General features: G+C 72.2%; 23 protein-coding genes. 21 read left to right on the top strand and 2 right to left on the bottom strand.

Annotated elements, in window-relative coordinates; all coding sequences use genetic code 11:
* The first annotated feature begins 93 nt into the window (after positions 1-93).
* From dacB to JI751_RS00910, 12 genes are all read left to right on the top strand, one after another.
* A complete protein-coding gene (dacB, locus tag JI751_RS00965) occupies positions 94-1,512 on the top strand; it encodes a D-alanyl-D-alanine carboxypeptidase/D-alanyl-D-alanine endopeptidase (RefSeq protein ID WP_201932292.1) in 1,419 nt (472 codons plus the stop codon).
* Positions 1,513-1,632: 120 nt separating this feature from the next.
* Positions 1,633-2,649, top strand: coding sequence for an Rv3626c family coenzyme F420 biosynthesis-associated protein (locus JI751_RS00960; RefSeq protein WP_307813655.1), 1,017 nt, complete (start codon positions 1,633-1,635; stop codon positions 2,647-2,649).
* Positions 2,646-3,620 (top strand): tRNA lysidine(34) synthetase TilS, encoded by a 975-nt coding sequence (gene tilS, locus JI751_RS00955; protein WP_201932287.1) that lies wholly within the window; start codon positions 2,646-2,648, stop codon positions 3,618-3,620. The genes JI751_RS00960 and tilS overlap by 4 nt, the downstream gene beginning before the upstream one ends.
* Before the next feature lie 18 nt (positions 3,621-3,638).
* Positions 3,639-4,190, top strand: a complete 552-nt coding sequence (gene hpt, locus JI751_RS00950) for a hypoxanthine phosphoribosyltransferase (RefSeq protein WP_201932283.1) — start codon at positions 3,639-3,641, stop codon at positions 4,188-4,190.
* 101 nt (positions 4,191-4,291) lie between these two features.
* Entirely contained in the window at positions 4,292-6,355 is a 2,064-nt protein-coding gene (gene ftsH, locus JI751_RS00945) for an ATP-dependent zinc metalloprotease FtsH (RefSeq protein ID WP_372440531.1), read from the top strand.
* The gene (folE, locus tag JI751_RS00940; RefSeq protein WP_443678514.1) at positions 6,352-6,972 is read left to right on the top strand and encodes a GTP cyclohydrolase I FolE; all 621 of its coding nucleotides are present in this window, start codon (positions 6,352-6,354) and stop codon (positions 6,970-6,972) included. Before ftsH ends, folE begins: the two co-directional genes overlap by 4 nt.
* A 32-nt stretch (positions 6,973-7,004) precedes the next feature.
* Positions 7,005-7,808, top strand: coding sequence for a dihydropteroate synthase (gene folP / locus JI751_RS00935; RefSeq protein ID WP_201932276.1), 804 nt, complete (start codon positions 7,005-7,007; stop codon positions 7,806-7,808).
* On the top strand, positions 7,801-8,175 hold the full coding sequence (gene folB, locus JI751_RS00930) for a dihydroneopterin aldolase (RefSeq protein ID WP_201932274.1): 375 nt from the start codon (positions 7,801-7,803) through the stop codon (positions 8,173-8,175). The genes folP and folB overlap by 8 nt, the downstream gene beginning before the upstream one ends.
* Positions 8,168-8,737: a 2-amino-4-hydroxy-6-hydroxymethyldihydropteridine diphosphokinase gene (folK, locus tag JI751_RS00925; protein ID WP_201932272.1), complete on the top strand. Its 570-nt coding sequence runs from the start codon at positions 8,168-8,170 to the stop codon at positions 8,735-8,737. The genes folB and folK overlap by 8 nt, the downstream gene beginning before the upstream one ends.
* Positions 8,738-8,801: 64 nt before the next feature.
* Positions 8,802-9,284 carry a DUF3180 domain-containing protein gene (locus JI751_RS00920; RefSeq protein ID WP_201932270.1) on the top strand — a complete coding sequence of 161 codons (483 nt, stop codon included), beginning with the start codon at positions 8,802-8,804 and terminating at the stop codon, positions 9,282-9,284.
* A 9-nt stretch (positions 9,285-9,293) separates the two neighbouring features.
* The gene (locus tag JI751_RS00915) at positions 9,294-9,911 is read left to right on the top strand and encodes a hypothetical protein (RefSeq protein WP_201932268.1); all 618 of its coding nucleotides are present in this window, start codon (positions 9,294-9,296) and stop codon (positions 9,909-9,911) included.
* Between the two features lie 94 nt (positions 9,912-10,005).
* A complete protein-coding gene (locus JI751_RS00910; RefSeq protein ID WP_307813653.1) occupies positions 10,006-11,097 on the top strand; it encodes a GNAT family N-acetyltransferase in 1,092 nt (363 codons plus the stop codon).
* A gap of 100 nt (positions 11,098-11,197) precedes the next feature.
* On the opposite strand, the gene JI751_RS00905 is transcribed toward JI751_RS00910, so the two are convergent.
* Positions 11,198-12,181, bottom strand: a complete 984-nt coding sequence (locus JI751_RS00905; RefSeq protein WP_372440530.1) for an ABC transporter ATP-binding protein — start codon at positions 12,179-12,181, stop codon at positions 11,198-11,200.
* Between the two features lie 4 nt (positions 12,182-12,185).
* Here JI751_RS00905 and JI751_RS00900 point away from each other — a divergent pair, with 4 nt between their 5' ends.
* From JI751_RS00900 to JI751_RS00890, 3 genes are read left to right on the top strand one after another with little or no spacing between them, the layout of a single operon-like run.
* Positions 12,186-12,884 carry an ABC transporter permease gene (locus tag JI751_RS00900; RefSeq protein WP_201932266.1) on the top strand — a complete coding sequence of 233 codons (699 nt, stop codon included), beginning with the start codon at positions 12,186-12,188 and terminating at the stop codon, positions 12,882-12,884.
* On the top strand, positions 12,881-13,645 hold the full coding sequence (locus JI751_RS00895; protein ID WP_201932265.1) for an ABC transporter permease: 765 nt from the start codon (positions 12,881-12,883) through the stop codon (positions 13,643-13,645). The genes JI751_RS00900 and JI751_RS00895 overlap by 4 nt, the downstream gene beginning before the upstream one ends.
* Positions 13,646-13,699: 54 nt before the next feature.
* A complete protein-coding gene (locus tag JI751_RS00890; protein ID WP_201932264.1) occupies positions 13,700-14,653 on the top strand; it encodes an ABC transporter substrate-binding protein in 954 nt (317 codons plus the stop codon).
* Positions 14,654-14,776: 123 nt separating this feature from the next.
* On the opposite strand, the gene JI751_RS00885 is transcribed toward JI751_RS00890, so the two are convergent.
* On the bottom strand, positions 14,777-15,889 hold the full coding sequence (locus JI751_RS00885) for a glycosyltransferase family 2 protein (protein WP_307813650.1): 1,113 nt from the start codon (positions 15,887-15,889) through the stop codon (positions 14,777-14,779).
* 58 nt (positions 15,890-15,947) lie between these two features.
* Here JI751_RS00885 and JI751_RS00880 point away from each other — a divergent pair, with 58 nt between their 5' ends.
* The 6 genes from JI751_RS00880 to JI751_RS00855 all read left to right on the top strand — a co-directional run bounded on the left by JI751_RS00880 (position 15,948) and on the right by JI751_RS00855 (position 22,075).
* On the top strand, positions 15,948-17,042 hold the full coding sequence (locus tag JI751_RS00880) for a sulfotransferase family protein (protein WP_307813648.1): 1,095 nt from the start codon (positions 15,948-15,950) through the stop codon (positions 17,040-17,042).
* Positions 17,039-17,989, top strand: a complete 951-nt coding sequence (locus JI751_RS00875; RefSeq protein WP_201932261.1) for a glycosyltransferase family protein — start codon at positions 17,039-17,041, stop codon at positions 17,987-17,989. Before JI751_RS00880 ends, JI751_RS00875 begins: the two co-directional genes overlap by 4 nt.
* 131 nt (positions 17,990-18,120) lie before the next feature.
* Positions 18,121-19,020 carry a Rossmann-like and DUF2520 domain-containing protein gene (locus JI751_RS00870; RefSeq protein ID WP_201932260.1) on the top strand — a complete coding sequence of 300 codons (900 nt, stop codon included), beginning with the start codon at positions 18,121-18,123 and terminating at the stop codon, positions 19,018-19,020.
* Complete coding sequence (gene panC / locus JI751_RS00865; RefSeq protein ID WP_201932258.1) at positions 19,017-19,958, top strand: pantoate--beta-alanine ligase; 942 nt, start codon at positions 19,017-19,019, stop codon at positions 19,956-19,958. The genes JI751_RS00870 and panC overlap by 4 nt, the downstream gene beginning before the upstream one ends.
* A 5-nt stretch (positions 19,959-19,963) precedes the next feature.
* The gene (gene panD / locus JI751_RS00860; protein WP_201932256.1) at positions 19,964-20,380 is read left to right on the top strand and encodes an aspartate 1-decarboxylase; all 417 of its coding nucleotides are present in this window, start codon (positions 19,964-19,966) and stop codon (positions 20,378-20,380) included.
* Positions 20,381-20,389: 9 nt separating this feature from the next.
* Positions 20,390-22,075, top strand: a complete 1,686-nt coding sequence (locus JI751_RS00855) for an L-aspartate oxidase (protein ID WP_201932247.1) — start codon at positions 20,390-20,392, stop codon at positions 22,073-22,075.
* Positions 22,076-22,137 lie beyond the last annotated feature (62 nt).

Below are 22,137 nucleotides of genomic sequence, written 5' to 3'. Positions count from 1 at the left end.
CGACGCGTCCTGCTGGGGGCAGTGTCGCGCACAATGGCCCCGATGCGCGAAGCGAGAGGGACGAAAGAGCGAGGACGTGAGGTACGCCACCTCGTGAGCCGCTGGCTGCCGATCGTGCTCGTCCTCGCGATCCTCGGCGCCGGGGTCGGGGCCTACCGCTTCGAGTGGGGCCAGCGCTACCTGCCGTGGCTCGCCGCCGACCCGGTGACCGAGCCCGAGGCGGTGCTCCCGCCGGCCGGCCTCGACCTGCCCGAGTGGGACCCCACGGTGGACGACGCCGCGCCGCTCGCGAGCGACGCGGACATCGCCCCGGACAAGGTCGCCGCCGCCGTCACCCCCGACCTGACCGACCCCGACCTCGGCCCCCACGTGGTCGGCGCCGTGAGCTCGCTGACGCCGGGGTCGCCCGTGTGGACGACCGGCGACGGCCGCTACCTGCCGGCGTCGACGACCAAGCTCCTGACCCTCGGCGCCGCCCTCGCCACCCTCGGCCCCGACCACACCTTCACGACCCGCGTCGTCCGGGGCGAGGGTGCGCGCGAGGTCGTGCTGGTCGGCGGCGGCGACCCGCTGCTCGCGAGCCAGCCGCTCACGGTCACCGAGGCCGCGTCGACATACCCCGTCCGCGCCGACGTGACCACCCTCGCCCTGACGGCTGCCGAGGCCCTGGGCGGTCGCGGCCGCGTGAAGGTCAGCTTCGACGACAGCCTCTTCACCGGGCCGACCGACAACCCGGCCTGGCGCCGCGACTACGTCCCCGACGACATCGTCAGCCCGATCACCGCGCTCATGGTCGACAGCGGCATTGCGCCCGACCGCCAGTCCCGCTCGGACGACCCGTCGCTGGCCGCCGCGCAGGTCCTCGCGTCCGCGCTCACCGCCGCCGGCCTGAACGTGGTCGGCGAGCCGCAGCGCGTCGTCGTACCTCCCGGCACCGAGGAGCTCGCCTCCGCCGAGAGCGCCCCGCTGTCGGAGATCGCCGAGCGGATCCTCGACGTCAGCGACAACGAGGGCGCCGAGGTCGTCGGCCACCAGGTCGGGATCGCCGTCTCCGGCCAGGGCTCGTTCGAGGGCGGCGCCGCTGGGGTCCTCGAGACGCTCGCCGGGTTGGGCATCGACGTGAGCGGCGACGAGGTGTACGACGGGTCCGGCCTGTCGCGGCGCAACCGGGTCTCGACCGGCACGCTGATCGCCCTGCTCCAGCACGCGGCCGGACCGGGCGGCGAGGCGATGCGGAGCATCGTCACGGGCCTGCCGGTGGCGGGGTTCACCGGCTCGCTGACCTACCGGTTCGCCGAGGGGCCGCCCGTCGCGCGCGGGCTCGTGCGCGCCAAGACCGGCACCCTGACCAACGTGCACGCCCTCGCGGGGATCGCGGTGGGTCGTGACGGCGAGCCGATGGCGTTCGTCCTCGGTGCCGACAAGTCGCCCGACGCGAAGAAGCTCGACGCCCAGCAGGCGCTCGACCGCGCCGCCGCCGCGCTCGCGGCGTGCCGCTGCTCCACCCGTTGACTGATCCTCGGTGGTTGAGGAGGGACGAAGTCCCGTCACGAAACCATCTACGCTGATCGCCAGGTCTCGTGACGGGCGCCAGAGCGCCCTCCTCGACCAGCGGCGACGTACTGTCGCCCCATGAACATGGTCGACTGGGACTTCGCGGTGACCGTCGGGTCCAAGCTGGCCGGACCGGGGCCCACGGTGTCCAACGACGAGGCGCTCGCGGCCGTCGCGGAGCTCCGCGAGGGCGCGGACCGCTCGACGCCGCTCGTGCAGGAGTTCACCGGCCTCTCGACCCAGGCCGGCACCGCTCCGGTCCTCGTCGTCGACCGCGGCGGCTGGATCCAGGCCAACGCCGACGGCTTCGCGAAGATCCTCGCTCCCATCGTCGACAAGCTCGTGGAGAAGAAGGGCGAGCCCGGTGCCGTCGCCAGTGCGATCGGCTCACGCGTCACCGGCGCGGAGGTCGGCCTGATGCTCGGCTTCCTCGGCACCAAGGTGCTCGGGCAGTTCGACCCGTTCCACTCACCCACCGGCCGCCTGCTGCTCGTCGCGCCCAACATCGTCCACACCGAGCGCGAGATCGGCGCCGACCCGACCGACTTCCGGCTGTGGGTGTGTCTCCACGAGGAGACCCACCGCGTGCAGTTCACCGCCAACCCCTGGCTCGGCGACCACCTGCTCGCCCAGATGAACCAGGTGGCGGGCACGATCGAGCCCAGTGCCCTCGTCGACGGCCTGCGCCGCGGTGCGGAGGCGATCCGGAGCGGCAACGGCAGCGTCCTCGACCTGATGTCGACGCCCGAGCAGAAGGAGATCCTCGACCGGGTCACCGGCGTGATGTCGCTGCTCGAGGGTCACGCCGACGTCGTGATGGACGGCGTCGGTCCGACGGTGATCCCGTCGGTCAAGCAGATCCGCAAGAAGTTCAACCAGCGCCGCCAGGGCGTCGGCTCCCTCGACAAGCTGCTGCGCCGCCTGCTCGGCCTCGACGCCAAGATGGCGCAGTACCGCGACGGCGCCGTCTTCGTGCGCCACGTCGTCGACAAGGTCGGCATGGACGACTTCAACGCCGTCTGGACCGGTCCCGAGACCCTCCCGTCCAAGGCCGAGATCACCGACCCCGACGCCTGGATCACCCGCGTCCTGTGACGCTCCACCCGTCCGTCGCCGCCGTCCGGGTGCCGGTCCGTGCCGTGCTGTCCGACCTCGACCCCGGTGACGCCGTGGCCGTCGCCTGCAGTGGCGGCGCCGACTCGCTCGCGCTCGCCGCGGCCACGGTGTTCGAGGGGCACAAGCTCGGCCTGCGGGTCATCGGCGTCACCGTCGACCACTCCCTCCAGCCCGGCTCCGCCGAGCAGGCCGACCGCGTCGTGACGCAGCTCGCCACGATCGGCGTCGACGAGACGGTCACGGCCCGGATCCAGGTCGACACCTCCTCCGGGTCGGGCCCCGAGGCCGCTGCGCGCGAGGGGCGGTACGCCGTCCTCGAGGAGGTCGCCGACCGGTTCTCCGTGCGCCGGGTGCTGCTCGGCCACACCCTCGACGACCAGGCCGAGACCGTGCTGCTCGGCCTCACCCGCGGCTCGGGCGGCCGTTCGCTGCAGGGGATGCGCCCCGGCTTCGGCGTCTTCGCGCGCCCGCTGCTCGGCGTACGCCGTGCCGACACCGTGACCGCCTGCCAGGTCGAGGGCCTCGAGGCGTGGGACGACCCGCACAACGACGACCCCGGCTTCACCCGCGTGCGCGTACGGCGCCGGGTGCTGCCGGTCCTCGAGGACGAGCTCGGGCCGGGGATCGCCGAGGCGCTCGCCCGCACGGCCGACCAGCTGCGCGACGACACCGCCCTGCTCGACGACCTCGCCTCGGCCGCGCTCGACGCCGCCCGGCGCGCCGACGGCCTCGACGTCGACTCCCTCGCTGCGCAGCCGCCGGCCCTGCGCCACCGGGCGATCCACGCGGCCGCCCTCGCCGCCGGCGTACCACCCGTCGAGCTGACCCGCCGCCACGTGCTGGAGGTCGACCGCCTCCTCGTCGCCTGGCGCGGCCAGCAGTGGGTCGACCTGCCCGGCCACCGCCGTGCCCTGCGCCGCGACGGCCTGCTGGTGTTCGAGGGCGCGTAAGACCCTAGGCTGCAGCCCATGGACTCGTCCCACGTGGAGCACGACCTGGTCAACATCCTCTTCACCGAGGCGCAGATCCAGCAGCGCCTGGGGGAGATGGCGCTCCAGATCACCGCGGACTACGAGGGCCGCGACCTGCTCGTCGTCGGCGTCCTGCGCGGCGCGGTGATGGTGATGGCGGACCTCGCGCGGGCGATGCCGATCCACCTCGAGATGGACTGGATGGCGGTCAGCTCCTACGGCTCGGGCACCAAGTCGAGCGGCGTCGTCCGGATCCTCAAGGACCTCGACACCGACATCAGCGGCCGCGACGTGCTCATCGTCGACGAGATCATCGACACCGGCCTGACGCTGAGCTGGCTGGTCAACAACCTCTCGAGCCGCAACCCGGCGAGCGTCGAGATCGCGACGCTGCTGCGCAAGCCCGAGGCCCTCTCGATGCCCGTCGAGCCGAAGTACGTCGGCTGGGACATCCCCAACGAGTTCGTCGTCGGCTACGGCCTCGACTACCGCGAGCGCTACCGCAACCTGCGCGACATCGGCACGCTCGCCCCCCACGTCTACTCCTGAGGACGACCGATCGGCAGCGTCGCTACACCCCGCCTGAAAGAATGTGGGTCCGCGCGGCCTGTAGCGTCGCCCCACCAACCCCGAACCGGTGAAAGTTGCCTGTGAAGCGCATATTCAAGGGTCCCTGGCTCTGGATCGTCCTGTCCGCCTTCGCGGTGCTGCTGGCGATCCAGTACTTCGCGCCCAGTGACAGCTACGACGAGGTCAACACCTCGACCATGACCTCCTACATCCAGGATGGCAAGGTCGAGAAGATCGAGTTCGACGGCGTCGACTTCGAGATGCGCGCGACGCTCGACTCGGGCACGCGCGACGCGGGCGACAAGGTCGTCGCGACCTACGTCGCCGGCGACGAGGAGCGGCTGATCGCTGCGGTCCAGGAGCAGTTCGACGAGGGCACCATCGAGTCCTACAAGGCCGAGACGCCGTCCCCGAGCTTCATCGGCTCGCTGCTCGCGACCCTCCTGCCCTTCGCGCTGATCATCTTGCTGTTCATCTTCCTGATGAACCAGGCCCAGGGCGGCGGTGGCCGCGGCGTCATGCAGTTCGCCAAGTCCAAGGCCAAGCTGATCACCAAGGACATGCCGAAGACGACGTTCAGCGACGTCGCCGGCTGCGAGGAGGCGATCGAGGAGCTCGGCGAGATCAAGGAGTTCCTCACCGACCCGGCCAAGTTCCAGGCCGTCGGCGCCAAGATCCCCAAGGGCGTCCTGCTCTACGGCCCGCCCGGCACCGGCAAGACGCTGCTCGCCCGCGCGGTCGCGGGTGAGGCAGGCGTCCCGTTCTACTCGATCTCCGGCTCCGACTTCGTCGAGATGTTCGTCGGTGTCGGCGCCTCCCGCGTGCGCGACCTGTTCGAGCAGGCCAAGGAGAACCCGCCCGCGATCGTCTTCATCGACGAGATCGACGCCGTCGGTCGCCACCGCGGCGCCGGCATGGGCGGCGGTCACGACGAGCGCGAGCAGACGCTCAACCAGCTGCTCGTCGAGATGGACGGCTTCGACGTACGCGGTGGCGTCATCCTGATCGCGGCCACCAACCGTCCCGACGTGCTCGACCCCGCGCTGCTGCGGCCGGGCCGCTTCGACCGGCAGGTGCAGGTCGACGCCCCCGACCTCAACGGTCGCCACCAGATCCTCAAGGTGCACTCGCGCGGCAAGCCGATCGCCCAGGACATCGACCTGCTGAGCATCGCCCGGCGCACCCCCGGCTTCACCGGTGCCGACCTGGCCAACGTGCTCAACGAGGCCGCGCTCCTCACGGCCCGCAGCAACCAGAAGCTGATCACCGACGAGACCCTCGACGAGGCGATCGACCGCGTCATCGCCGGACCGCAGCGGCGTACGCGCCTGATGAGCGAGCGCGAGAAGCTCATCACCGCCTACCACGAGGGCGGCCACGCCCTGGTCGCCGCGGCCCTGCCCGGCACCGACCCGGTGCACAAGGTGACGATCCTGCCGCGCGGCCGTGCGCTGGGCTACACGATGGTGCTGCCCGACCGCGACAAGTACTCCCAGACGCGCAGCGAGATGCTCGACAACCTCGCCTACATGCTCGGCGGGATGGCCGCGGAGGCGCTGATCTTCCACGACGTCACCTCGGGTGCCGGCAACGACATCGAGAAGGCGACCGGACTGGCGCGGGCGATGGTGACGCAGTACGGCATGACCGAGCGCCTCGGCGCGGTCAAGCTCGGCGACAGCAACTCCGAGCCGTTCCTGGGGCGCGACATGGGCCACACGCGCAACTACTCCGAGGAGACCGCCGCGGCGGTCGACGGCGAGATCAAGGCGCTGCTCGGCCACGCCCACCAGGAGGCGTTCGAGATCCTCGAGCGCAACCGCGACGTGCTCGACGCGCTCGTGCTGGCGCTCCTCGACAAGGAGACGCTCGACAAGGCCGAGATCGCCGAGATCTTCGAGGCGCTGCGGATGAGCCCCGAGCGTCCGGCGTGGACCGGCTCGCCCGAGCGGGTCCCGTCGACCATCCCGCCGGTCGACATCCCGCAGGAGATTCGCGACCGCGTGACCGCCGGTGCGGCCGCCCAGGAGGAGGAGACCCGCAGCGGCGTCATCCTGACCCCGCCGGGTGCCGGCGGCGACGTCCACGGCGTTCCCGAGCAGGGCGGCTCGACCCCGCTGCCTCCGAGCCCGGACTCCCCGTGACCGACCCGATCACCGTGCCCGAGCGCGCGGCCGACGACATCCCCGACTTCGACCACCCGCGGGCCGAGGCGGCCGTCCGCGAGCTGCTCGCGGCGATCGGCGAGGACCCCGACCGCGAGGGCCTGCGGGACACGCCGGCCCGCGTCGCCAGGGCGTACGCCGAGCTGACGCAGGGCCTGCGGCAGACCGCGCAGGACGTGCTCACCACCACCTTCGACCTCGGTCACGACGAGATGGTGCTGGTCCGCGACATCGAGCTGTGGTCGATGTGCGAGCACCACCTGGTGCCGTTCACCGGGGTCGCGCACGTCGGCTACATCCCGGCCGACACCGGCAAGATCACCGGCCTGTCCAAGCTCGCCCGGCTCGTCGACGTCTACGCCAAGCGTCCCCAGGTGCAGGAGCGGTTGACCACCCAGGTCGCCGACTCGCTCATGGAGATCCTCGGCGCCCGCGGCGTCATCGTGGTGATCGAGGCCGAGCACCTCTGCATGACGATGCGCGGGGTCCGCAAGGCCGGCGCGCGCACGATCACCTCGGCCGTGCGCGGGTCGTTCCTCACCGACCAGGCCACCCGCGCCGAGGCGATGGCGTTGATCCACTCCGGCACCAGGTGACCGTGGCCCCCCGGCCGCCGACCCCCCGGGTCATGGGGATCGTCAACGTCACCCCCGACTCCTTCTCCGACGGCGGCCGGTTCGTGACGACCGAGGCGGCCGTCGCCCACGGCCGGCTGCTGCTGGAGCAGGGCGCCGACCTGCTCGACATCGGCGGGGAGTCCACCCGCCCCGGTGCCATCCGGCCGGACGTCACCGACGAGCTCGACCGGGTCGTGCCCGTCATCCGCGAGCTCGCCGCGGCCGGCGCGGAGATCTCCGTCGACACGATGCGGGCCGAGGTCGCGGCGGCCGCGCTCGAGGCCGGCGCCGCCATCGTCAACGACGTCTCCGGCGGGCTGGCCGACCCCGCGATCCTCGACGTGGTCGCCGGCAGCGACGCGACCTACGTCGCGATGCACTGGCGTGCCCACGCCGACCGGATGCGCGACTTCACCGACTACTCCCCGGACGGCGTCGTCGCGTCCGTACGCCGTGAGCTGGGCCAGCGGCTCGCCACGGCCGAGGCGGCCGGCATCCCGCGCGGGCGCATCGTCCTCGACCCGGGGCTGGGGTTCGCCAAGGTGCCCACCCACAACTGGGAGCTGCTGCGCGCGCTCGACGACCTCGCCACGCTGGGGTGCCCGCTGCTGGTCGGCGCGAGCCGCAAGTCGTTCCTCGGGGCACTGCTCGCGGACGCCGACGGCCCGCGGTCGGTCGACGAGCGCGAGCACGCGCACGCGGCCCTGGTGGCGCTCCTGGCTGCCCGGGGTGTCGACTACCTGCGCGTGCACGACGTACGCGCCACCCGCGACGCGCTCGCCGTCGTCGCCGCGATGGAAGGCATCCATGACTGACGAGCTCGCGATCACCGGACTCGAGTGCTTCGCGCACCACGGGGTCTTCGACTTCGAGAAGCGTGAAGGACAGATCTTCATCGTCGACCTCGTGCTGGGCATCGACACCCGGGCCGCGGCCGCCTCGGACGACCTCGAGCAGACCGTGAACTACGGCACCCTGGCGCTCGACGTGAAGGCCGCAGTGGAGCGCGATCCGGTCGACCTGATAGAAACCGTCGTCCAGCGCATCGCCGATGTGTGCCTGTTGGACGGTCGTGTTGAATGGACGCGAGTCACGCTCCACAAACCTGATGCACCCATCGACGCGACGTACTCGGACGTCGCGCTGACGATCACCAGAACGCGAGGCAACGCTCATGACTGAGACCCCCAACCCCAACATCGTGGACACCGACTCACTCACCGGCGAGATGCACCCGATCCGTCGGGTGGTCCTCGCCCTCGGCTCCAACCTGGGGGAGCGGCTCGCGTCGCTCCAGGGCGCGGTGGACGCGCTCGCCGACACCCCCGACTTCTTCGTCACCGGCGTCTCGCCGGTCTACGAGACCGAGCCGGTCGACTCGCCCGAGGGCTCGGGCCCCTACCTCAACGCCGTGCTCCTCGCCGACACCACGCTGCCCGCGGCCCGGCTGATGGAGCGCGCCCTGGCCGTCGAGGACGCGTTCGAGCGCGAGCGCAGCGACGTCCGCAACGCCCCCCGCACCCTCGACGTCGACCTGATCGTGGTCGGGGACCGCCGGTCCAACGAGGACTTCCTGCGCCTGCCGCACCCGCGGGCCCACGAGCGTGCGTTCGTGCTCCAGCCGTGGCACGACCTCGAGCCCGACGCCGTCTTCCCCGACCGCGGCCCGATCGCCGACCTGCTCTCCTCGACCGACGCGTCGGGCGTGCGCAAGCGCGACGACATCTCGCTCGAGGTCAATTGAGGCCCACCCCACGGAGTCCTGCTCCGCCGCTGCGCTCCCTCGCACGACGCGGCGGGGACCCGGGATGAGCGAGCAGGACCCGGAGGAGCCGCGCGGGTCCCTCCACCCGACCTCGGCGCGCGCCCTGACGGTGTGCGCCGTCGTCGGCCTGGTCGGTGGATGGGCGATCCACCCCCTGGTGAGCGCAGTGGCCGACCGCCCGCCGCTCGTGTCGTGGACGCAGGTGCTCGCCGTCGTGCTGGTCGCATTGATCATGGGCTTCCTCGCCTGGCAGACCTGGCAGACCGTCCAGGTGCGCGGTCAGCGGCTCGAGCTGCACCAGGCGATGAACCGCCTCGTCCTCGCCCGCGCCTGCGCGCTGGGAGGCGCGGTGATCGCCGCCGGCTACGTCGGGTACGCCGTGAGCTGGCTGGGCGACGACTCGCAGTTCGCCGACCGCTGGATCACCCGCTCCGTGGTCGCGGCCGTGGGTGGGCTGGGCGTGACGCTCGCCTCCCTCGCCCTGGAGCGTGCGTGTCGCACGGACGGGGGTCGGCCGCGGCCCTAGTCTGACCGCATGCCTTCCCAGCAGCCCCAGCAGTCACAGGCGTCACGCACGCCCGCTCGCCGACGTCAGCGCAGCACGCGCCTGATCGTCGCCATCGCCCTGCTCGCGGTCGCTGCCGCGGTCGTGCTCGGCGCCATCGCCTCGTCCTCCGCCGTCCTCACCACGTTCGCCGCCGTGCTGGCCGTCCTGGCCGGTGCCGCCGCGACGCGCATCACCCACTCCGAGCTGATGGCCGCCCGGGTCGAGGCGGCGCAGGACCGCGCCGTCCAGGCCCAGGAGTACCGCGCCATCACCGAGCGTCGTACGGCCGAGTCGGCCGCCTTCGCCGCCGACATGCGCCGCAAGATCTCCGAGCGCGAGGAGGCCATCGACGTCCTCGAGCGTGCCCTCTCCTCGGCCCAGAAGAACGCCGCCGAGCAGGCCATGAAGCGCGCCCAGGAGACCCGTCGCGCCGACGCCGCCGACCGTGGTCGCGACGACGCCGAGCGGGCTCGTGACGCCGCCGACGGCCGCGCCGCCGAGGCGATCGTCACCGTCGCCGAGCTCGAGGCCGAGCTCGACGTGCTGCGCGCCGAGGTGGACTCGCTCCGCGTCGCCGCCGCCCGCCGGGACCACCGCAGCGCCTGACCTCCACCACCGTGGGCGGTGGGTGAGGCGGGTTCTGGCCCGCGAGAATCCCCCTCACGCACCGCTCGATCCGCGTGCGGAAGAATGACTGCCCGTGATCCCCGACGACAACCGGTTCGAGAGCGACCCCGCCGACCTGCTGCCGCAGGACCCCGGACTACCGGAGGGCTGGGTCGCGGCGGCGCCCGACGGCAGCGACCGGCCGACCGTCGAGCGGCTCACCGAGCTGCTCCGCGCCCACGAGCGCGCGGGCCGCGGCTGGGCCGGTGCCGGTGAGGAGGACGTGCTCGTCGAGGTCTCCGACCGTGGACTGACGACGCGCGAGAACCTCGTCGTCCGCGATCCCGCCGGCCGGATCCAGGCGTGGGGGAGCGTGCACGACCGCGCCGAGGGCCGGATGCTCTTCGTGCACATTGTCGACCGTGAGATCGACGAGCGGCTGGCCGACCGGTGCAGCGACGTCCTGTTCGAGTGGGCGGAGGCCCAGGCGAAGGCCGTCGGCGAGGCCCGCGGGCTGGCCGTGCAGCAGATCGACAGCGGGTCGTTCGCCGACGACGAGCGCCAGCACGGCTGGCTGGCCGACGCGGGCTTCGACCGGGTGCGCACCTGGTGGCAGATGAGCCGCTCGGTGGAGGCCGAGGAGGCCGAGCTGGTCCCCGACCCGGCGCGCTGGGAGCGCAACGGGGTGGTCTTCCGGCTCGTCGAGCGGCAGGGCGACGGACTGCCGAGCGAGGCCGACCTGCGTGCGGTGCACGAGGTGCTCGAGGGTGCCTTCACCGACCACTTCAACTCGGCGGAGGAGACCTTCCACGAGTTCATCCACCGGCTCCGCGAGGACCCCGGCCACCGCTGGGACCACTGGTGGATCGCCGAGATCGTCGACGGCGGAGGCGAGCCCGAGCCGGCCGGCGCCCTCGTGGGCACCGTGAGCGAGTCGGACACCGGGACCGACGGGTCATACGTCTCCTACCTCGGCGTCCTCGAGTCCGCCCGCGGCCGCGGCGTCGCCACCGGCCTGCTGCGCACGATCATCGCCGACGCTGCCTCCCGAGGCCGCGATCGCGTGGGCCTCGAGGTCGACGCGGACTCACCCACCGGCGCCGACGGCCTCTACACCTCGATGGGCTGGGGCACGAAGTACGTCACCGAGTCGTGGCACCGGGACGTGACCGTCTCCCAGCAGTGAAGTCGCCCGGAACTTCGCACCCGAGTCCCACGCTTGTCAGCCGAGATCTGCGCTGACAAGCGTGGGAGTCACCGGATATCCGGTGACTCCAGACCCGGCACTAGCGCAGCGACTCCCGCAGCGCCTTGTGCACGCCCGCCGGAGTGAGCACGCCGACGAACGTCGGGCCGCGGCGCACGCCGATCATCGGCTTGTCGTCGCGCAGCATCGCGGCGAGGGCCTCCTCGAGCGAGGAGTCGATGTCGATCGCCGAGCCGAGGTCGCCGGTGCTGATGCCGTCGAGGGGCTCGAGGTGCTCCTCGCGGAGCCGGGTGACCGTGAGCGTCCGCAGGCCGCCGGCCCCGACGAAGTCGGCCACCTGCTCGTCGGCCGGGTGGGCCAGCAGGTCGGCCGGGGTGGCGTACTGGCTGAGGACGCCGCCGCCGGCGAACACCGCCACGCGGTCGCCCATCCGGATCGCCTCGTCGATGTCGTGGGTCACCAGCACCACGGTCTTGCCGAGCTCGGCCTGGAGCCGCCGGAACTCGTCCTGCAGCCGACCGCGCACGACCGGGTCGACGGCGCCGAAGGGCTCGTCCATCAGCAGCACGGGCGGGTTCGCCGCGAGTGCGCGAGCGACGCCGACGCGCTGCCGCTGACCACCGGACAGCTCGTGCGGGTAGCGACGGGCGTACTTGCTGGGGTCGAGGCCGACGGTGTCGAGCAGCTCGTGGGCGCGCTCGCGGGCGGTCGACTTGGACTCGCCGTAGAGCAGCGGCACGGTCATCACGTTCTGCTCGATGCGCTGGTGGGGGAACAGCCCGATCTGCTGGATGACGTAGCCGATGCCGCGGCGCAGCTCGACGGGGTCGGCGTCGGTGACGTCCTGGCCGTCGAGCCAGATGCGGCCGGTGGTCGGCTCGATCAGGCGGTTGATCATCTTGAGCGTCGTGGACTTGCCGCAGCCGGACGGGCCGACGAGGCAGACCATCTCGCCGCGCTGCACGTCGAGGTCGAGCTCGTGGACCGCGACCGTCCCGTCCGGATAGGTCTTGCCCACACCTTCGAGCCTGATCATCGACTCGTCGCTCCGTGTAGCGTCCATGCGTGTGACCTTACTGGGAGCCGCCGACGAGCCGAGCTGCTACAGCCGCCTCGTCAACGACTGGGTCTGCCTGGACTACGTGTCGGACCGGCAGCAGGAGATCGTCGACGCGACGATCCAGCACATCGGCATCACGGTGGTCTCGGTCCTCGTCGGGCTGGCCATCGCGTTCCCGCTGGCGCTGCTCGCCCGCCGGTTGCCGAGGCTCGAGTCGGCCATCCTCGCCGTCACCACCGGCATCTACACGGTGCCCTCGCTGGCGCTGTTCCCGCTGCTGGTGCCCTTCACAGGGCTGACGGCGACGACGGTCGTGATCGGCCTGGCCCTCTACGCGTTGACGATCCTGGTGCGCAGCCTGCTCGAGGGCCTGCGGTCGGTCCCGGACGACGTACGCGAGTCGGCGACCGGCCTCGGCTACGGCCGCGGGCAGCTGTTGCTGAAGGTCGAGCTGCCGCTCGCGCTCCCGGTCGTCATGGCCGGCCTCCGGGTCGCCACCGTGTCGACGGTCGCGCTCACGACGGTCGGGTCGCTGGTGGCCTACGGCGGCCTCGGCAACCTCATCAAGGACGGCGTGCTCACCAACTTCCGCGCCGAGCTCTTCACCGCCTCGCTCCTCTGCGTGATCCTCGCCTTCGTGCTCGACGCGCTGCTCGTGCTGGCCCAGCGACTGCTCACCCCCTGGACGAAGGGAGCCCGGGCATGACGGTCTTCGACGACATGTGGCGCTACCTCTCCACCGGAGCCAACTGGTCGGGCAGCGACGGCATCGCAGCCCTCCTCGGCCAGCAGCTGCTGCTCACCGTCACCGCGCTGCTGATGGCGATGGTCGTCGGGCTGCCGATCGCGCTGTGGCTCGGCCACCTCGGTCGGGGCGGCTTCCTGGCGATCAACATCTCCAACGTCGGGCGCGCCATCCCGACGTTCGCGCTGCTGGCCCTGCTGGTGGTCGCGCCGTGGCCCGGCACCGACCAGCTCGGCCCCTACGGACGCGCCGGCCTCGCCACGCTCCTCGCGCTGACGCTGTTCGCGCTGCCACCGATCATCACGAACTCGTACGTCGCCATGCGCGAGGTCGCGCCGGAGGTGCGGGAGGCCGCCCGGGGCATGGGGATGACGGGGATGCAGCGCTTCTGGAGGGTCGAGCTCCCGCTCGGCCTGCCCCTCGTGGTGTCCGGCCTGCGGCTCGCCCTGGTGCAGGTGTGGGCGACCGCCACGATCGCCGCGCTCGTGGCCGGACCGGGGCTCGGGCAGATCATCACCGACGGCTTCTTCCGCTCCAACTACGGCAAGGGCATCGCCGGCGCGCTCGTCGTCGCGGCGGTCGCGCTCGTCCTCGAGCTGCTGGCCGCGATGGTGCAGAGGGCGGTCGACCCGACGCGTCGCGGCACCCCTTCAGGTGGTCACACGGACGCGTTGTCGGTGACCGGGGCTACCGTTGACCCGCCCGCCGAATCCGTCGGCTGACGACGCTCATCCGGACACGCGCAGCCGCACGCTGCGGGACACAGAAGGAACACCATGCACCTGTCACGCACGCTGGCCGCGGTCCTCGCCGCCGGCGCCCTCGCCCTCACCGGCTGCGCCGGTGACGACCTCGCCAACGACAACGCCTCCGACGACCCGAGCTCCTCGGGCGGCGGCGACAAGGGGTCGGTCACCATCGCCGGCCAGAACTTCCCCGAGGCCACGCTCGTCGCCTCGATGTACGAGCAGCTCCTCGAGGACGCCGGCTACACGGTCGAGACCAAGCTGGTCGACTCCCGCGACGCCTACATGCCCACGTTCCCGGGAGACGTCGACATCGTCCCCGAGTACGTCGGCGGCATCGTCAACTTCCTCAACAGCCAGGAGAACGGCGACTCGGCCGAGCCGTTCGAGGCCGGCGACGGCCAGCAGCTGGCCGACGACGGCGCCGACCTGCTGGAGGCCGCGGGGATCGAGCTGCTCGACATCTCGCCGGCCACCGACACCAACGCCTTCTTCGTCACCCAGGAGTACTCCGAGGCCGAGGGCGTGACCACGCTGTCCGACCTCGAGGGCAAGAGCGTCGTCCTGGCGGCGGCCCCCGACTGCGAGGGTCGTCTCGACTGCGAGGGCGGCCTGTCCGACGACTACGGCATCGACGTCACCAAGGTGCTCGAGCTCGGCTACGCCTCCGACCAGACCTACCAGTCGGTCATCGACGGCGAGTCCCAGCTCGGCGAGACCTCCACGACCGACGGCACCCTGGAGTCCCAGGGCCTCGTCGTCCTCGAGGACGACAAGCAGATCCAGCCCGCACAGAACCTCGTGCCGGCCGTCTCCGCCGACTTCCTCGCCGACCACGAGGACGTCGCCGACATCCTCAACCCGCTGATGGCGGCGCTCACCACCGAGAACCTCACCGAGATGAACGGCCAGATGGCCGTCGACCGGGCCAAGCCCGAGGACGTCGCCCGCGACTTCCTCGAGGCCGAGGGCCTGCTCGGCTGATCTGCCCGCAGTCCCGTCGTCCCTGTTGTTCACCATGGGATGTCGGTGAACATGCACTTCCCATGGTCGATCGACCATGGGAAGTGCGCATGTCGCGACATCCCGTGGTGGAGCAGCGGTGGGTCAGACCTCGTGGTCGCGGAGCGCGAGGGCCTCGGCGGGGACGGTCGTCTCGTCGAGCACGGACGGCGGGACCGACAGCCGCCACGCTCCGGTGGCCACGTCCTGGGCTCGCGGCGCCGGCCCGTCCAGGGCGGCGACCCACTCCATCAGCGCGGTCACGTCGGCGCGCCGGTCCTCGGCGACGAGCCAGCCCGCCAGCCGGTGCACCGGCGGCAGCCCGCTGTGCACGAGCGACCGGGTGCCCCAGAGCTCGAGCACGCCGGCGCGCAGCAGCCGCCACCACTCCTCGGGAGCGCCCGGCACCAGCAGGAAGTAGCGCCACAGGTCGCCGGCCAGGACCCGGTCGACGAAGACCTGCTCGACCTCCGCGGAGCCGTACGCCTGCACGGACGCGAGCGACTGCCGCTTGGTCTCCCACCGGTCGGCGAGGTCCTGCACGGATGACGCGCGGGTCTGGGTGATCGAGCCCTCGCGGATCCGCCAGTGGTAGACGACCTCGTCCAGCACGTCGAACGACCCCCGCAGGAACGACCGTGTCGTCGTCGGCTGGTCCTCGTAGCGGACCCCCTCGGGCCACGCGAGCCCCGCGTCGTCCCAGAACGACCGTCGCCAGAGCTTGTTCCAGGCGAACACGTCGCCGAGGATCTCCGGCCGCTGGTCGACCCGCGCGCCACGGAGCGGACGGTGGAGCCGGCGCATCCAGGGCGGCTCGACCAGCCCGTCCGCCTCCCAGCGCACGATCGAGCCGGTCGCGAAGTCGGAGCCCGACTCGCCGAGAGCGGCCACCAGGTCGGCGTACGCCGTCGGGGGGAGGACGTCGTCGGAGTCGAGGAACGCGAGGTAGTCGCCGCGCACCTGCTGGATCCCGAGGTTGCGTGCGGCGCCGAGGCCGCCGTTGACGGAGTGGATCACGCTGATCCGGTTGTCGCGGTGGGCCCACTCGTCGGCGATCTCGCCCGTGCGGTCGGTCGAGCCGTCGTCCACGATCACCGCCTCCCAGCGCCGGTGGGTCTGCGCGAGCAGCGAGCGGACGCAGTCGTCGAGGTAGTCCTCCACGCCCCATGCGGGGATCACCACGCCGACGAGGGGAGCCCGGGAGAACAGCCGCTTCACGATCCCCGACCCTAACGGGGTCCGAGCCCGGGGCCGGGTCGCCGGTAGGCTGCCCGCCGTGACTGAGCAGGCCAGAGCGATCGACGAGATGAACCCCGACGGTGTGCCGCGCAAGGTCCTCTTCGTCGCCGGAGCCGGGCGCAGCGGCACCAGCACGCTGGCCGGCATCGTCTCCAAGCTCGGCATGCACGTGCCGCTGCCCGAGGTCCCGCCGGACGACTCCAACCCGCGCGGCTTCAGCGAGCCGCAGTGGGTCGTCGACGTCCACGACGAGTGGCTGCGCGAGGCGCTCGTGCAGGTCAGCGACTCCCGGCCCAACGCGTGGTTCGAGACCGGCAGGATCTGCAGCCGCGAGCCCGCGCGCATCCGCGTGAGCGAGTGGCTCGAGCCGCACTTCGACCAGCACCCCGAGCTGGTCATCAAGGACCCGCGGCTGAGCTGGTTCCTCGGCCTGTGGCGGGTCGCCGCGATCCGTACGGGCGCGACGCCGGTCTTCGCCACGATGCTGCGCCCGCCGGCCGAGGTCGTCGGGTCGAAGCAGAAGTACTACGCCAACAAGCTCGGGTCCGCGCACCTGGCGGCCAGCTGGGTCAACATGCTGCTCCACACCGAGCGCGCCACCCGCCCGGCCGAGGGCGACGGCGGTCGCGTGTTCGTCCGCTACGAGGACCTGCTGACCGACTGGGTGAAGACCACGACGGCGCTCGGCCACTCGCTCGGGCTCCAGACGATCATCCACACGCGCAGCGACCAGATCCGCGAGGTCCACCGCTTCATCGACCCGCACCTGCGCCGCGTCACCTCCACCCTCGACGACCTCGCGCTGCCGAAGCGGCTGCACGACCTCACCGCCGAGACCTGGGAGCAGCTCAACGACCTCGCCGACGAGGGCGGCGACAACGCGCACGCGCACGCGACGTTCGACCAGCTCCGCGAGGCCTACGTCGAGCTCTACGAGGAGGCCGAGGCGATCAGCCGCTCGACCGCCGAGCACGCCCGTCTCCAGGCCCGCCGCCGGGCGACGGCGGAGGCGGCGGCGGAGTCGCGCTCGCTGGCGGACCGGGTGCCGCACGACGTACGCGCCGCGATCCCGCCGTCGGTGCGCCGTGCGGCGCGCAAGGCGCTGGGGCGCGAGCGGGACGACCAGCCGTGAGCGTGCCGATCGGCTCCGGCCACGGCCTGACCAACCTCGAGGGCCACGAGGAGTTCGACATCGTCTGGCCGTGGAACCAGCCCGGCGGCCTGCGCCGCGGCGCCACCGCCGTGCTGCGGGTGAAGAACGAGGCTCCCGGCCTGCGCTTCGTCCTCCCTCCGCTGCTGCGAGCCTGCGACCACGTGCTGCTGGTCGACAACGGTTCCGACGACGGCACCGGTGAGGAGGCGCTCCGGGTCGCGGCCGAGCACGGTCTGTCCGACCGGTTCACGCTGAAGGAGTACCCCTTCCAGGTCGCCCGCGCCGGGGCCGAGCACCTGTCGGTCAACGAGCGCTCGGTCCACTCGCTCGCCTACTTCTACAACTGGTGCTTCTCCCACGTCCGCACCCGCTACTCGTGGAAGTGGGACGGCGACATGGTCCTCACCACCGAGGGCGAGGTGTCGATGGCCGACCTGTCGTGGCAGGTCGGGATGGCCGAGGCGGTCATCCGGTTCCCCCGCCACGGGCTCTACATCGAGTCCGACCGCAAGGCGTTCCTCGACCTGGGCCTGCGCAACATCGAGGAGTGGGGCTTCCCGATGAGCCCCGACTACGTCTACTCCAAGGCGCCGGAGTGGGAGATCCGTACGACGCCCGACCGGATCGAGCAGTTCGCGCTCCCGCAGGGCCTCTGCGTCGAGCTCAAGTGGCTCGACGGCGACGAGTTCGCCCACTGGACCAACCCCGAGTCGTTCGCGACCTCGATCCGCAACCGGCGCAAGCGCCGCGAGTGGCTCGTCTGGAACGCCCTCCACGACGGTGAGGTCCCCGAAGGTGTCGTCGAGATCGTGGCGCCCGAGGGCGAGCACGTCGTCGACCACGTCACGCACACCTGGCTGCCCCGCGCGCCCAGGCCGTTCGTGGTCGACGACCCCGACCACGCGCAGCTGCACCTCCGCGCCTGAGCCCGCCCGTACGGCGGTGAGTGGCGTGCGTCACCCCTCCGGGGCGTTCCCACCGCGGAATCCGTGGGCGTACGCTCGATGCTGATCGCAGTAGATCGGTACCCGCGAGGGACTGAAACGAAGAGGTCGACATGACGAAGTTCCGCATCGGTGTCATCGGCGCAGGCCGAGTGGGCGCCGTCCTGGCCTCCGCGCTCCGCGCCGCGGGCCACGAGGTCGTGGCCGCTGCCGGCGAGTCCGACGCCTCGCGCCGCCGGATGGACGAGCTGCTGCCGGGGGTCGAGGCGGCCAAGCCGACCGACGTCGCCCGCCGCAGCGACCTCCTGCTGCTCACCGTCCCCGACGACATGCTGTCCAACGTCGTCACCATGCTCAGCGCCAGCGGCGCGATCCGCGAGGGTCAGGTCGTCGTGCACACCAGCGGCCGTCACGGCCTCGCCGTGCTCGAGCCCGCTCGCGAGGTCGGCGCCCGCACGGTCGCGATGCACCCGGCGATGACCTTCACCGGGACAGAGGTCGACCTGCCCCGCCTCGAGGGCTGCGTCTTCGGCGTCACCGCCGAGCCCGCCGACCGCGACCTGACCGAGGGCCTGGTCGCCGACCTCGGCGGCCGTCCGATGTGGGTCCCCGAGGACCGCCGCACGCTCTACCACGCCGGTCTCGCCCATGGCGCCAACCACCTCGTCACCCTGATCGCCGAGGCGATGGAGATCCTCTCCGCCGCTGGTGCCGACGACCCGGCCGCGACCCTGCGCCCGCTGCTCACCGCCGCGCTCGACAACGCGCTCGACCAGGGCGACGCCGCGCTGACCGGTCCGATCGTCCGCGGAGACGTCGAGACGGTGCGTGCCCACGTCGCCGACCTCGCCGCCAACGCGCCGCAGACCCTGCACTCCTACCTCGCGATGGCGCACGCCACTCTCGACCGCGCCGTCACCGACGGCCGGCTGCTGCCGATCCGCGCCTCGAAGATGCTGCGCGTGCTCGACGCCGCCGAGGCCGACGCCCCGGTGGACCACCACCTCCGATGACGTCACGCCCTGTCCTCGCGAACACCCGCGAGGAGCTCGCCGGCCTGCTCGCCGACGCCCGGCGCTCGGGCGCGAGGGTCGCCTTCGTGCCCACGATGGGGGCGCTCCACGACGGCCACGCCAGCTTGATGCGTACGGCACGCGAGGCGACCTCTGGTCCCGTCGTGGTCAGCATCTTCGTCAACCCGATGCAGTTCGCCCCGACCGAGGACCTCGACCGCTACCCGCGCACGCTGGACGCCGACCTGGAGGTCTGCGCGGCCGAAGGTGTCGACGTGGTGTTCGCCCCGAGCGTCGAGGAGATGTACCCCGGCGGCTTCAGCCACGACTCGGTCCACGACGGCGTCACCGTCGCGCCGGGCACCCTGGCCACGATCCTCGACGGCGAGTCGCGCCCGGGCCACTTCGACGGCGTGCTCACCGTCGTCGCCAAGCTCTTCGGGCTGGTCCGGCCGGACGTCGCGGTCTTCGGGCAGAAGGACTACCAGCAGCTCGCCCTCATCCGCCGGATGGTCCGCGACCTCTGCATGGGCATCGAGGTCGTCGGCTCGGAGACGGTCCGCGAGCCCGACGGCCTCGCGCTCTCGAGCCGCAACCGCTACCTCGACGCCGGGCAGCGGCAGACCGCCGTGGCCCTCAGCCGTGCGTTGCGTGCGGCGCAGGAGCGGGCACCGTACGGCGTACCTGCCGCGCGCTGGGCCGCGATGTCGATCCTCAAGCAAGCAGCGACCGCCGGCCTCGAGCTCGACTACCTCGCCCTCACCTCGCCCGACCTCGGCGAGGCGCCGGAGACCGGCGAGGGCCGGATCCTGGTGGCGGCGAGGGTCGGCACCACACGCCTGATCGACAACATGGCAATCACGTTCGACCGCATCACGCCTGATGCGACGGCGGGGACCGCGTCCGCGGCCTCGACCACCTCGGAAGGGAGCGGCTGAGACCGATGCTGCGCACCATGATGACGTCCAAGATCCACCGGGCCACGGTCACCCAGGCCGACCTCCACTACGTCGGGTCGGTGACGGTTGACGAGGACCTGCTCGACGCGGCCGACCTGCTGGCCGGCGAGCTCGTCCACATCGTCGACGTGACCAACGGCGCCCGCCTCGAGACGTACACGATCGCCGGTGAGCGCGGCTCGGGTGTCCTCGGCATCAACGGCGCAGCCGCTCGGCTGGTGCACCCGGGCGACACGGTCATCCTCATCGGCTACGGCCAGATGGAGACCGCGGAGGCCAGGGAGCACCAGCCGCACGTCGTCTTCGTCGACGCCGACAACAAGGTGATGGCCACCGGCCACGACCCCGCCGAGACGTTCGGCGACAAGGCCCTCACGCGCGGCGACCTCCTCGCTCGATAGCCTGCCCGGATGACAGACCACCGGCCGGTCCCGGGCCGCCTGCGCGCGCCCGCACCCGGCTGGACCACGCGTGCCGACGTCGTGGTGGTCGGCTCCGGCATCGCCGGGCTCACCGCCGCGCTGCGGATCCACGCCGCTGATCCCTCGCTGCACCTGCTCGTCGTCACCAAGGACGTGCTCGCCGCGGGCTCGACCCAGTGGGCGCAGGGCGGCATCGCCGCCGCGCTCGGGCCGGGTGACACCCCCGAGCAGCACGAGCGGGACACCCTCGTCGCGGGGGCGGGTGCCTGCGACGTGGAGGCCGTACGCATCCTGGTGACCGAGGGGCCTGAGGCCGTCCGCGAGCTGATCGCGCTCGGCACCCAGTTCGACCACCACCCCGACGGCGAGCTGTCGTTGACCCGCGAGGGCGGCCACCACCGCGACCGGATCGCGCACGCCGGAGGCGACGCGACCGGCGCCGAGATCCAGCGCGCGCTGATCGCCGCGGTCGAGCGCGCGCCGGAGATCGAGGTCGTCCAGCACGCCCTGGCCGTCGACCTCCTGCGCTCCGCCGACGGTGCCGTCGCCGGGCTGACCCTCCACGTGCTCGGTGAGGGCCAGCACGACGGCGTCGGGGCCGTGCACTGTCGCGCGGTCGTGCTCGCCTCCGGCGGCCTCGGCCAGGTGTTCAGCCAGTCGACCAACCCGAGCGTGTCCACCGGCGACGGGATGGCCGTGGCGCTGCGCGCGGGCGCCCGGCTCCGCGACCTCGAGTTCGTCCAGTTCCATCCGACGGTCATGTGGCTCGGTGCCGACTCGCAGGGCCAGCAGCCCCTGATCTCCGAGGCCGTCCGCGGCGAGGGCGCCTTCCTCGTCGACTTCGAGGGCGACCGCTTCATGCAGGGCGAGCACGAGCTCGCCGACCTCGCTCCCCGCGACGTCGTCGCCAAGGCGATCACCCGGCGGATGATCGCGACGGGCCAGCCGCACATGTGGCTCGACGCGCGACACCTGGGAGCCGAGTTCTGGGAGCGTCGCTTCCCGACCATCCTCCGGGTCTGCCGCGAGCACGGCGTCGACCCGGTGACCGAGCTGATCCCGGTCGCGCCTGCGCAGCACTACGCGTCCGGGGGCGTCGCCACCGACCTGTGGGGGCGTACGTCCGTGCCGGGCCTCTACGCCACCGGCGAGGTCGCCTGCTCCGGGGTGCACGGCGCCAACCGGCTGGCGTCCAACTCGCTGCTCGAGGGCCTCGTCTTCTCCCGCAGGATCGCGGACGTCCTGCCCGGCGAGCTGCGCCCGTGGGCCGAGCCTGCCGCGGACTCCCGACCCGAGGGGCTGGTCGACGGCGAGCGCCGCCGCGCGATGCAGGACGTGATGACCACGCGCGTCGGGGTGCTGCGCCACGCCGACGGCCTCGCGGAGGCGATCGAGTGGCTCGCCACCCTCGACCCCGGCGACCCGGCAGTCGGCCCGCCGGCCTGGGAGACCAGCAACCTCCACACCATCAGCACCGCCCTCGCCGTGGCGGCGGCGATCCGCACCGAGACGCGCGGCTCGCACTGGCGCGAGGACTTCCCCGACCGGGACGACTCGAAGGCCGGCCACATCGACGCGTGGGTCGATATCGACGGAAGCATCCGCGCCGAGTGGACCTTCGCCCCGTCGACCGACCCCTCGACCGACCCCTCGACCGCGGGAGTGCGCGCATGAGCACCCCACGACGTTCTTCTCCCCCGCCACGCTTCACCCCACAGCCTCCTGGTTCCCCCGCT

This window comes from Nocardioides baculatus (assembly GCF_016735675.1).
Lineage (GTDB): Bacteria > Actinomycetota > Actinomycetes > Propionibacteriales > Nocardioidaceae > Nocardioides > Nocardioides baculatus.
The sequence above is the reverse complement of the archived record's forward strand: the minus strand, read 5'-3'. Positions and strand labels throughout refer to the sequence as shown.

Excerpts from the sequence above, each read along its gene's own strand:
- JI751_RS00960 (WP_307813655.1), top strand. The coding sequence starts at position 1,633 with ATGAACATGGTCGACTGGGACTTCGCGGTGACCGTCGGGTCCAAGCTG.
- hpt (WP_201932283.1), top strand. The coding sequence starts at position 3,639 with ATGGACTCGTCCCACGTGGAGCACGACCTGGTCAACATCCTCTTCACC.
- folP (WP_201932276.1), top strand. The coding sequence starts at position 7,005 with ATGGGGATCGTCAACGTCACCCCCGACTCCTTCTCCGACGGCGGCCGG.
- folB (WP_201932274.1), top strand. The coding sequence starts at position 7,801 with ATGACTGACGAGCTCGCGATCACCGGACTCGAGTGCTTCGCGCACCAC.
- folK (WP_201932272.1), top strand. The coding sequence starts at position 8,168 with ATGACTGAGACCCCCAACCCCAACATCGTGGACACCGACTCACTCACC.
- JI751_RS00920 (WP_201932270.1), top strand. The coding sequence starts at position 8,802 with ATGAGCGAGCAGGACCCGGAGGAGCCGCGCGGGTCCCTCCACCCGACC.
- JI751_RS00915 (WP_201932268.1), top strand. The coding sequence starts at position 9,294 with ATGCCTTCCCAGCAGCCCCAGCAGTCACAGGCGTCACGCACGCCCGCT.
- JI751_RS00905 (WP_372440530.1), bottom strand. The coding sequence starts at position 12,181 with ATGGACGCTACACGGAGCGACGAGTCGATGATCAGGCTCGAAGGTGTG.
- JI751_RS00895 (WP_201932265.1), top strand. The coding sequence starts at position 12,881 with ATGACGGTCTTCGACGACATGTGGCGCTACCTCTCCACCGGAGCCAAC.
- JI751_RS00890 (WP_201932264.1), top strand. The coding sequence starts at position 13,700 with ATGCACCTGTCACGCACGCTGGCCGCGGTCCTCGCCGCCGGCGCCCTC.
- JI751_RS00870 (WP_201932260.1), top strand. The coding sequence starts at position 18,121 with ATGACGAAGTTCCGCATCGGTGTCATCGGCGCAGGCCGAGTGGGCGCC.
- panC (WP_201932258.1), top strand. The coding sequence starts at position 19,017 with ATGACGTCACGCCCTGTCCTCGCGAACACCCGCGAGGAGCTCGCCGGC.
- panD (WP_201932256.1), top strand. The coding sequence starts at position 19,964 with ATGCTGCGCACCATGATGACGTCCAAGATCCACCGGGCCACGGTCACC.
- JI751_RS00855 (WP_201932247.1), top strand. The coding sequence starts at position 20,390 with ATGACAGACCACCGGCCGGTCCCGGGCCGCCTGCGCGCGCCCGCACCC.